Raw genomic sequence first — 251 nt, forward strand, 5'->3', positions numbered from 1 at the left:
TACTGAAGGTTGACCCGCTGAAGTGCGTGCTGTGCGGAAGTCAGATGCGTTTTACGGGGCTGAAGCGCTGAGGGATCCCCATAAATCAGCGCTAATAAACCAACACCATATTCTGGTAGGTTTTGGCGAGATGATTAAGAACTGTGCTTAGCACTGTTCGTCTTAAAATTAGCGGGGAGTGTCGTAAGACATTCTTCGCTAACGTCAGATACGAGATTACCCGCCGTGCTTTAATGCTGTTGGCCTCATTT

At 47.8% G+C, this 251-nt stretch carries 2 pseudogenes; one reads left to right on the forward strand and one right to left on the reverse strand.

Annotated elements, in window-relative coordinates:
- Positions 1-68: pseudogene (locus tag A7090_RS26945) on the forward strand (hypothetical protein); the annotation flags it as partial.
- 23 nt (positions 69-91) lie between these two features.
- Here the strand turns inward: A7090_RS26945 and A7090_RS25615 are convergent.
- Positions 92-251, reverse strand: a pseudogene (locus A7090_RS25615) (IS4 family transposase); the annotation flags it as partial.

It is taken from the genome of Escherichia sp. MOD1-EC7003 (assembly GCF_002965065.1).
Lineage (GTDB): Bacteria > Pseudomonadota > Gammaproteobacteria > Enterobacterales > Enterobacteriaceae > Escherichia.